The 8,975-nt window shown below is 64.8% G+C and carries 10 protein-coding genes; 9 read left to right on the top strand and 1 reads right to left on the bottom strand.

What is annotated here, in order from left to right:
* The first annotated feature begins 12 nt into the window (after nt 1–12).
* The 9 genes from XI04_RS25055 to aat all read left to right on the top strand — a co-directional run bounded on the left by XI04_RS25055 (nt 13) and on the right by aat (nt 8,375).
* Complete coding sequence (locus XI04_RS25055; RefSeq protein WP_028144848.1) at nt 13–780, top strand: DsbA family protein; 768 nt, start codon at nt 13–15, stop codon at nt 778–780.
* A gap of 202 nt (nt 781–982) precedes the next feature.
* Nucleotides 983–1,771 (top strand): DUF1236 domain-containing protein, encoded by a 789-nt coding sequence (locus XI04_RS25060; protein WP_212476033.1) that lies wholly within the window; start codon nt 983–985, stop codon nt 1,769–1,771.
* Between the two features lie 259 nt (nt 1,772–2,030).
* Complete coding sequence (aroQ, locus tag XI04_RS25065) at nt 2,031–2,498, top strand: type II 3-dehydroquinate dehydratase (protein ID WP_028144850.1); 468 nt, start codon at nt 2,031–2,033, stop codon at nt 2,496–2,498.
* A gap of 38 nt (nt 2,499–2,536) precedes the next feature.
* Entirely contained in the window at nt 2,537–3,025 is a 489-nt protein-coding gene (accB, locus tag XI04_RS25070; protein ID WP_028144851.1) for an acetyl-CoA carboxylase biotin carboxyl carrier protein, read from the top strand.
* Nucleotides 3,026–3,106: 81 nt separating this feature from the next.
* Nucleotides 3,107–4,465 (top strand): acetyl-CoA carboxylase biotin carboxylase subunit, encoded by a 1,359-nt coding sequence (gene accC, locus XI04_RS25075; protein ID WP_028144852.1) that lies wholly within the window; start codon nt 3,107–3,109, stop codon nt 4,463–4,465.
* Between the two features lie 105 nt (nt 4,466–4,570).
* Nucleotides 4,571–6,097: a sensor histidine kinase gene (locus tag XI04_RS25080; RefSeq protein ID WP_028144853.1), complete on the top strand. Its 1,527-nt coding sequence runs from the start codon at nt 4,571–4,573 to the stop codon at nt 6,095–6,097.
* Nucleotides 6,094–6,534, top strand: coding sequence for a response regulator (locus tag XI04_RS25085; protein WP_018323001.1), 441 nt, complete (start codon nt 6,094–6,096; stop codon nt 6,532–6,534). The genes XI04_RS25080 and XI04_RS25085 overlap by 4 nt, the downstream gene beginning before the upstream one ends.
* A complete protein-coding gene (locus XI04_RS25090; protein WP_028144854.1) occupies nt 6,531–7,634 on the top strand; it encodes a sensor histidine kinase in 1,104 nt (367 codons plus the stop codon). Before XI04_RS25085 ends, XI04_RS25090 begins: the two co-directional genes overlap by 4 nt.
* A 60-nt stretch (nt 7,635–7,694) precedes the next feature.
* Nucleotides 7,695–8,375 (top strand): leucyl/phenylalanyl-tRNA--protein transferase, encoded by a 681-nt coding sequence (gene aat, locus XI04_RS25095; protein WP_271623791.1) that lies wholly within the window; start codon nt 7,695–7,697, stop codon nt 8,373–8,375.
* A gap of 12 nt (nt 8,376–8,387) precedes the next feature.
* Here the strand turns inward: aat and XI04_RS25100 are convergent.
* Nucleotides 8,388–8,975, bottom strand: a 588-nt coding sequence (locus tag XI04_RS25100; protein WP_271623792.1) for a DUF2155 domain-containing protein, incomplete at its 5' end; no start/stop codon positions are given.

Here is an 8,975-nt window from a genome sequence, read left to right on the forward strand (position 1 = left end):
GAGGATTTACCTATGCCTTCGCTGCGCCTGATTGCTCCCGCGTTGTTTGCGCTCGCCCTGTTCGGCGCAGCCGTGCCCGCGTCGGCCGACAGTTTCTCCGACACCCAGCGCACCGACATCGAGAATATCATCAAGAACTATCTCATCAGCCATCCCGAGGTGCTCGAGGAGGCGATGGCCGAGCTCAGCAAGCGGCAGGCCGCGGCCGAGACGCAGAAGCACGAGGCCAGCATCGCGCAGAATGCGGACGCGATCTTCAACTCCCCGCGCCAGGTCGTGCTCGGCAACAAGGACGGCGACGTCACCTTCGTCGAGTTCTTCGATTACAATTGCGGCTACTGCAAGCGCGCGATGGACGACATGCTCACCCTCATGAAGGCCGATCCGAAGCTGAAGGTGGTGCTGAAGGAATTTCCGGTGCTGAGCCAGGGCTCGGTCGAGGCGGCGCAGGTCGCGGTCGCCGTGCGCATGCAGGATCCCTCCGGCAAGAAATATCTCGACTTCCACCAGAAGCTGCTCGGCGGCCGCGGCGCTGCCGACAAGGCGCGCGCGCTTCAAGCCGCCAAGGAAGCCGGCCTCGACACCGCCAAAATCGAAAAGGACCTCGCCAGCCCCGAGGTGCGCGCCACCATCGAGGAGAACTTCAAGCTCGCCGAAGCGATGGGCATGAACGGCACGCCGAGCTATGTCATCGGCAAGCAGATCGTGATCGGCGCCGTCGGCGTCGAAGGCCTCAAGGAAAAGATCGGCATTGCCCGCTGCGGCAAGGCAACCTGCTGATCATACGTTTTACGATCCTGAAACCCCGAAAAGGCCGGCTGACAAGCCGGCCTTTCTCTTGCGCCGAACGTTCGTGCAAAGTCATTCATCTGGCATTCAACAAACAAATGCCGCGGAACAGGCGAAGTTCCGGAACAACTCAAATCTCCTTTCGTTGTCGGCGCACGGGCAATGACGCAAAGAAACACGTGAGGAGAATTCGATGTTGAACCGCTTTATGATTTCTGTCGCCGCAGTCGCCCTGGTCGCGGGCGCCGGTCTGGCGAACGCACAAGACAAGGGCCGTGACAGCGGCGCTGGCTCGCAGCAGATGCAGCACTCGCAGCCCTCCGGCGGCGCCGCCGAGCGCGGCTCGACGGGCCGCGATTCCATGAGCCATGACAAGGGCACCGTCGGCCAGGCCGGTGGCGCTGGCACCATGAAGTCCGATCGGCCTTCCGAGGACAAATCCGGCGCGATGAAGGACGAGCGCCCGGGCGGCGCGATGAACAAGAACGCGGCCGAGGACAAGGCCGGCGCCACCAAGGGCCAGCGCACTGACGAACGCGCGCAGGACAAGTCCCAGCAGGACAAGTCGAAGAGCATGAGCTCGGATTCGACGACGAAGTCTGACCCCGCCAAGTCTGCCAAGGACATGAAGGCCGAGGACAACAGGGCCGGCGGCGCCGCCAAGACCAATAATGCGGCTACGACCGACAAGTCCCAGACCACGACCGGCACCGCCTCCGCGACGGCTTCCGCGCCGCCGGCCGAAAAGCGGACTGAAATTTCGACGGCGATCAAGTCGACCAAGATCGAAGAGACGACGAACGTCAACTTCAACATCTCGGTCGGCACCGCGATCCCGGCCTCCGTTCGAGTCCATCCGCTTCCGCCCCGGATCGTGGAGATCTACCCGGAGTGGCGTGGCTATGAGGTGATTTTCGTCCGCGGTCAGTACGTGATCGTCCGTCCGCAGACGCGCGAAATCGTCTACATCATCGAAGGCTAAGCTGCTTCGCTGAAGCCCAAATGGGCCCTTGCCGAGAGATCGGCAGGGGCCTTTGGCCTATGCGACGCCCTCCCCCTGCGAGCCTCCCTCCGGCAGCCACGATTAGAACTGGTTAACAAGCAATTTCCGTAGCTTCCGCACAGGTTTTTGCACCGGGGATGAGCTACCTGAAGCCCCTTGGGAGGCCCTTCAAGGCTTCCCCTAGGCCGCTTTGTTACCTATAACCCCGCCACGCCGAGCACCTCTTCCCGGGATTGGAATGGCAGAACCTGCAACCGATACGATCCTCGTCCTCAACGGGCCGAACCTCAACATGTTGGGGACCCGCGAGCCCGAGAAGTACGGCCACGCCACGCTGGCCGACGTCGAGGCACTGTGCCGGGAGACCGCTGCAACGTACGGCCTCAAGGCCGATTGCCGGCAGTCAAACCGCGAGGGCGAGTTGATCGACTTCATCCACGAGGCGCATGCGCGCAAGATGAAGGGTATCATCGTCAATGCAGGTGGCTATTCGCACACCTCGATCGCGCTGCACGACGCGCTGCTCGCGGTGCAGATCCCGACGGTCGAAGTGCATGTGACCAACATCCACGCCCGCGAGAGCTTTCGTCACCACTCCTACACCGCACGCGCGGCTTTCGCCTCGCTCTGCGGTTTCGGCATCGAGGGCTATCGCCTCGCCATCCAGGGCCTTGCCGCCAAGCTTGCCATCAAGCCCAAAGCCTGAAGCCCCCTTCATCAAACAGAACATTCGGATCAAAGAACATGGCGCGCCAGCCAGACGACAAAGCAGCCGCAAAGTTTTCCAGCGAGGATTCCGCGCTCATCCGCGAGCTCGCTTTGCTGCTCGATGAGACCAGCCTCACCGAGATCGAGATCGAACGTGCGGGCCTGCGCCTGCGCGTCGCCCGCAACGTCAGCGTTGCTGCGACCATGCCGATGCAGATGGCAGCCGCTCCCGCCGCCCTGCCGGTCGCCTCCGCCGTGCCTGCCGCCGCCGGTCCCGACCTGTCGAAGCATCCTGGCGCTGTCAGCTCGCCGATGGTCGGCACCGCCTATTGGGCACCGGAGCCCGGCGCCAAGCCGTTCATCGAGGTCGGCAGCAAGGTCTCGGTCGGACAGACCCTGCTGATCATCGAAGCCATGAAGACCATGAACCAGATCCCCTCGCCGCGCGCCGGCACGGTGACGCAGATCCTGGTCGAGGACGGTCAGCCGGTCGAGTACGGCGAGCCGCTCGTCATCATTGAGTGAGGGACTGGCGAATAGCGAGGAGCGAATAGTTACTCTTCCCTGTTCGCCAATCGCTATTCCCCGTTCGCCCCCTGAGGCACCATGTTCGACAAGATCCTCATAGCCAATCGCGGCGAGATTGCCCTTCGCATCCTCAGGGCCTGCAAGGAGCTCGGCATCGCCACCGTCGCCGTGCACTCCACCGCCGACGCCGATGCCATGCATGTGCGCCTGTCGGACGAAAGCGTCTGCATCGGACCGCCGGCATCCAAGGACAGCTATCTCAACGTGCCCGCGTTGCTCGCGGCCTGCGAGATCACCGGGGCCGATGCCGTGCATCCCGGTTACGGCTTCCTGTCCGAGAATGCCCGCTTTGCGGAGATCCTCGCCGAGCACAATCTGCATTTCATCGGTCCCAAGGCGGAGCACATCCGCCTGATGGGCGACAAGATCGAGGCGAAGAAGACCGCCAAGAAGCTCGGCATCCCCGTCGTGCCCGGCTCCGACGGTGCGGTCGGTCCCGATGACGACGCGCTGGCGATCGCCAAAAAAATTGGCTTTCCGGTACTGGTGAAGGCGGCGGCCGGCGGCGGTGGCCGCGGCATGAAGGTCGCGCAGAGCGAGGTCGACCTTCAGGTGGCGCTGTCGACGGCGGCCAACGAGGCCAAATCCGCCTTCGGCGATGCCTCGGTCTATCTGGAAAAATACCTCCAGAAGCCGCGTCACATCGAGATCCAGATTCTCGGCGACGGCCGCGGCGGCGCGATCCATCTCGGCGAGCGTGACTGCTCGCTGCAACGCCGCCACCAGAAGGTCTGGGAAGAGGGCCCCTCGCCTGTCCTTGCCGCCGCCGCGCGCGCCAAGATCGGCGAGACCTGCGCCAAGGCGATGCGCGAGATGAAATATCTCGGCGTCGGCACCATCGAGTTCCTGTTCGAGGACGGCGAGTTCTACTTCATCGAGATGAACACCCGCATCCAGGTCGAGCATCCCGTCACCGAGAGCATCACCGACATCGACCTCGTGCTGGAGCAGATCCGCATCGCCGCGGGCGGCGATTTGCCGGCAAGGCAGGAAGAGGTCCAGGTCATCGGCCATGCGATCGAGTGCCGCATCAACGCCGAAAATCCCCAGACCTTCCGGCCCTCGCCCGGCCGCATACTGCAATACCATCCGCCCGGTGGACTCGGCGTCCGCATCGATTCCGCGGTCTACCAGGGCTACACGATCCCGCCCTATTACGATTCCCTGGTCGGCAAGCTGATCGTGCACGGCAAGACCCGCGCCGAATGCCTGATGCGGCTACGCCGGGCGCTGGACGAGATGGTGGTGGAAGGCATCGAGACCACGCTGCCGCTGTTCCGCGCGCTGGTGCGTGAAGACGACATCATCAACGGCGATTATCACATCCACTGGCTGGAACAGTATCTGGCCGGCAAGACGGAACCCGCTCCGCGATAAATCCACTTTCGCCGTGGAACCCTTTGGGCCTTATCGCGTTCTCGACGCGGGGACAGTCCAAGGGGGCGTTTTGACTTCCGCTGAACGTGACAGAGCGAGGCCGTCGTGACGGCCGAGGCCCAACGACGGCGCGCATTTTGGCAGATCCTGCTGATCTCGGCGGGCCTCCTGATTCTGACTGTGATCAGCGCCGGCTCGGTCTACCTCGTCAACAAGGCGCGGGACGACAGCAAATGGGTGGTTCACACCATCGAGGCGGAGAGCCAAATCAACGCCCTGCTGCTCGAAATCCGCCGCGCCGAGAGCAGCGCCCGCGGCTTTCTCCTGACGCAGGGACCGGATTTCCAGTCGGACCACGAGAAGGCCGTCGCAGCGATCATTCCGGCACTCGATAAGCTCACGCGCCAGATCGGCGACAATCCGGCGCAACGCGACAGCATCGAGAAGCTGAGTGCGGCGATTGCGACCCGGCTCGACCAGTTTTCGCGCGAGATGAAGTTCGTGAAGGAGGGCCAACCGGAGAGGGCCACGGCGCTGATCCGCGAGGCCGCGGCCGGCAACACCACGACGACGATCACCAACTTGGCCAACGCGATGATCCGCGAAGAGGAGCGGCTGTTCCGGGTCCGAACCGCCAACTCCGACCGGAGTCAGACCCTGGCTGCATCGATGACCGGCATCGGCTCCGGCCTCGTCGTGCTGCTGGCCCTGATCTCGACCTGGCTGGTGCGGCGCTCGGCCCGCGCCCGTGACGAGGCCGAAGCGCGCCTGCGCGATGCCAACGTCAACCTGGAGTCCGTCGTCGACGAGCGCACCGCGGACCTGCGCGAGGCCAACGCAGAGATCCAGCGCTTTGCCTATATCGTCAGCCACGATCTGCGCTCGCCGCTCGTCAACATCATGGGCTTCACCAGCGAGCTCGAAGAGCTCAGCGGCGATGTCTTCCGCCGCCTCGGCAGCCTCACCCAAGTCCCCGCCGGCGGGCCGCCGCTGGCGCCTGGCGCGCCCGGCGAGATCGTGCTCGAAGGCGCCGACAAGCAGCTCTCGGAGGATTTTTCCGAAGCGCTCGGCTTCATCAAGACGTCGATCGCCAAGATGGACCGGCTGATTTCGGCCATCCTCAACCTCACCCGCGAGGGCCGACGCGAATTCCAGCCGGTGAAGATCGACACCAGCGAGCTGATCGAGGCCATCGTGTCGACGTTGGCGCACCAGGCCGCCGAGGCACAGGCCCAGATTCACCTCGAGCCCCTGCCTGACATCGTCAGCGACCGGCTCGCACTCGAGCAGATCTTCTCCAATCTGATCGACAATGCGATCAAGTACCTGAAGCGCGGGGTGCCCGGCGAAATCAGAATTCGCGGGCGGACCAAACTCGGCTACGCTATCTTCGAGATCAGCGACAATGGCCGCGGCATCGATCCGAAGGATCATCAGCGGATATTCGACCTGTTCCGCCGCGCGGGAACCCAGGACAAGCCCGGCCAGGGCATTGGTCTTGCGCATGTGCGTGCACTTGTGCGTCGCCTCGGCGGCACCATGTCGGTATCATCGGAACTGGACGCGGGCAGCACCTTCACGATCACGCTGCCGATCGCCTGGAATGTGAGCAACCGGAACGCAGATCGATGACCCAGCCTGTCACCATCATCATGATCGAGGACGACGAGGGCCACGCCCGCCTGATCGAGCGCAACATCCGCCGCTCGGGGGTCAATAACGAGATCGTCTCGTTTCCCAACGGCACGGACGCGATGCAGCATCTGTTCGGCGCCGACGGCAGCGGGCTCGTGCAGAAGGGCAACGCGCTGCTGATCCTGCTCGACCTCAACCTGCCCGACATGACCGGGATCGACATCCTGAGGCAGATCAAGGAAAACAAATATCTGAAGGCTTCGCCCGTGGTGGTGCTGACCACCACCGACGATTCCCAGGAAATCAAGCGTTGCTACGAGCTCGGCTGCAACGTCTACATCACCAAGCCCGTCAACTACGAGAATTTCGCCAATGCCATCCGGCAGCTTGGCCTGTTCTTCTCGGTCATCCAGGTCCCTCCCGCCGCCCCATGAGCCAGCGCACGCCAACACTGCTCTACATCGACGACGATAGTGCGCTGGCGCGCCTGGTCGATCGCGGCCTGACGCGGCGCGGCTACAGGGTCGTCCACGCCGCGAGCGGCGAGGAAGGCCTGGAGCGCATCCGCCGCGCCGCGGTCGAGGGCGGCATCGACGTGGTGGCGCTCGACCAGTACATGCCCGGCCTCGACGGGCTGGAGACGCTGGAGCAGATCATGGCGATCCCGGGTGCGCCGCCCGTGGTGTTCGTCACGGCCTCGCAGGATTCCAGCATCGCCGTCACCGCGCTGAAGGCCGGCGCGGCCGATTATCTCGTCAAGGACGTCACGGGCGATTTCATCCCCCTGCTCCACGTCGCAACCGAGGGCGCGCTGCGCCAGGCCGAATTGCAGAAGGCACGCGAGGAAGCCGAGGCCGAGATCCATGCCTCGCGCGACCGCTACGCCGCCCTTGCCGCCGAACGCGAGCTGCTGCTGCGCGAGGTCAACCACCGCGTCGGCAACTCGCTCCAGATCATCGCCTCGCTGCTGCACCTCCAGGCAAGCTCCGCCGCGCAGGACGAGGTCAAGGCGGCACTGACCAATGCGATGGGCCGCGTCGCCGCGGTCGCGCAGGTGCACCGCCGCCTCTACACCTCGCAGGATCTGAAGAGCGTGGTCCTGAACCAGTATCTGGACTCGCTGCTCGAGGATCTCCGCCGCTCGGCCGAAGGCAACCGGATGTCGCGCCTGACGCTGAAGGCCGAGCCGATCGAGATCGATCCCGACCGCGCGGTCGCCGTCGGCATCATCGTCAACGAGCTGGTGATGAACGCGGTGAAATACGCCTATCCCGACGGCGCCGGCCCGATCCATGTCGAGCTGCACGCGCAGGGCGACGATGTCCTGCTGTCGATCACCGACGACGGCGTCGGTGACAACGTCAAGGCCGATCCGCGCTCCACCGGCATGGGCCAGCGCATCGTCGCGGCCATGGCCTCCAAGCTCGACGCCACGGTCGAGCGCGATCCCGCCCATTCCGGAACCCGGATCGTGCTGAAATTCGCGCGCATGCCGGCAGCCCCCGGCAGAACCAGCACCGCCGCCGCGAGCTGATCTCGCTGCCCTGCTCACCCCCATCGCAACCGCGTCGCGATCCTGCTATGGTTGCGAACCATGACTTCGCGCGACTCCGCCCCGCCTGAAATCACACCGGCCGTGCTGCTGCGCGCCTATGCCTGCGGCATCTTTCCGATGGCCGAGAGCGCCGAAGATCCGACCCTGTTCTGGGTCGAGCCGGAGCTGCGTGGCGTCATCCCCCTCGATGGATTTCGTGTCGCCTCGCGGCTCGCGCGCACCGTCCGCTCGGATGTGTTTCGCGTAACCGTCAACACCGCATTCAAGGCGACGATCGCCGGCTGCGCCGCGCCGCAGGCCGGACGCGAGGACACCTGGATCAACAAGCGCATCCGTGACCTCTATGGCGGCCTGTACGAGCTCGGCCATTGCCACAGTGTCGAGGCCTGGCAGGGCGAGGACCTCGTCGGCGGGCTGTACGGCGTCAGCCTCGGACGAGCCTTCTTCGGCGAGAGCATGTTCCACACCGCGCGCGATGCCTCCAAGGTCGCTCTGGTGCATCTCGTCGCGCGGCTCGTCCATGGCGGCTTCGAGCTGCTCGACACCCAATATGTCACCGAACATCTGAAGAGCTTTGGCGCGGCCGAGATCTCGCGGCGGCGCTACACCGCGCTGCTCGACAAGGCGCTTGCGGGCGAGCCCGGCGATTTCCTGAAGCTCTCTGCGGGTGAGGCGATCCCGGGCGCACGCGCGCTCGAGATCATCGCCGCGCGGCAATAATCGATAGCAGGCTTAGCGGCCGAACCCCGGGATACCGAACAGACCCGGCCGCTGCTCCGGCGGCGGAGGCGGCGGCGGTGCCGGTTGCTGCTGCTGGATCGGCGGCAGAGGCTGCGGCGGACGCTGCTGCACCTGCTTCGGCGCGGCCTTCTTCTGCGCGGGCGGCGGCGGAGGTGCGGGCTTGGTCGCGGGATCCGGCGCTGCGGTCGCAATGGTCTGCTGCGGCTCTTTGCAGTCGGTGAGCCAGATGTCGTAGATCGGGTGCTCGACGCCGTGCAGGCCCGGGCTTGCCGCGTACATCCAGCCCGAGAAGATCCGCTTCACCTCGCCCTGCAAGGTGATCTCGTCGACTTCGACGAAGGCGTCGGTGTTGGTGGCCTCGGTCGCCGGCCGCGTGTAGCAGGCGTCGGTCTTGACCCTGAGCGCGCCGAACTGGACGGTCTCGCCGATCTCCTCGTCGAAATTGATGATGCGCCCGGTGATCTTGTCGAGCCCCGAGAAAGTCGCCTTCTTGTTCACGATCTTCTGGGCCGGCGGCTCGGTGACAACCTCGTCGCCCGGCTGCAGGCTTGCCGGGGTCTGCGGCACGGCGCCACCCGG

The sequence above is a fragment of the Bradyrhizobium sp. CCBAU 11430 genome (assembly GCF_028128855.1).
GTDB lineage: Bacteria > Pseudomonadota > Alphaproteobacteria > Rhizobiales > Xanthobacteraceae > Bradyrhizobium > Bradyrhizobium ottawaense.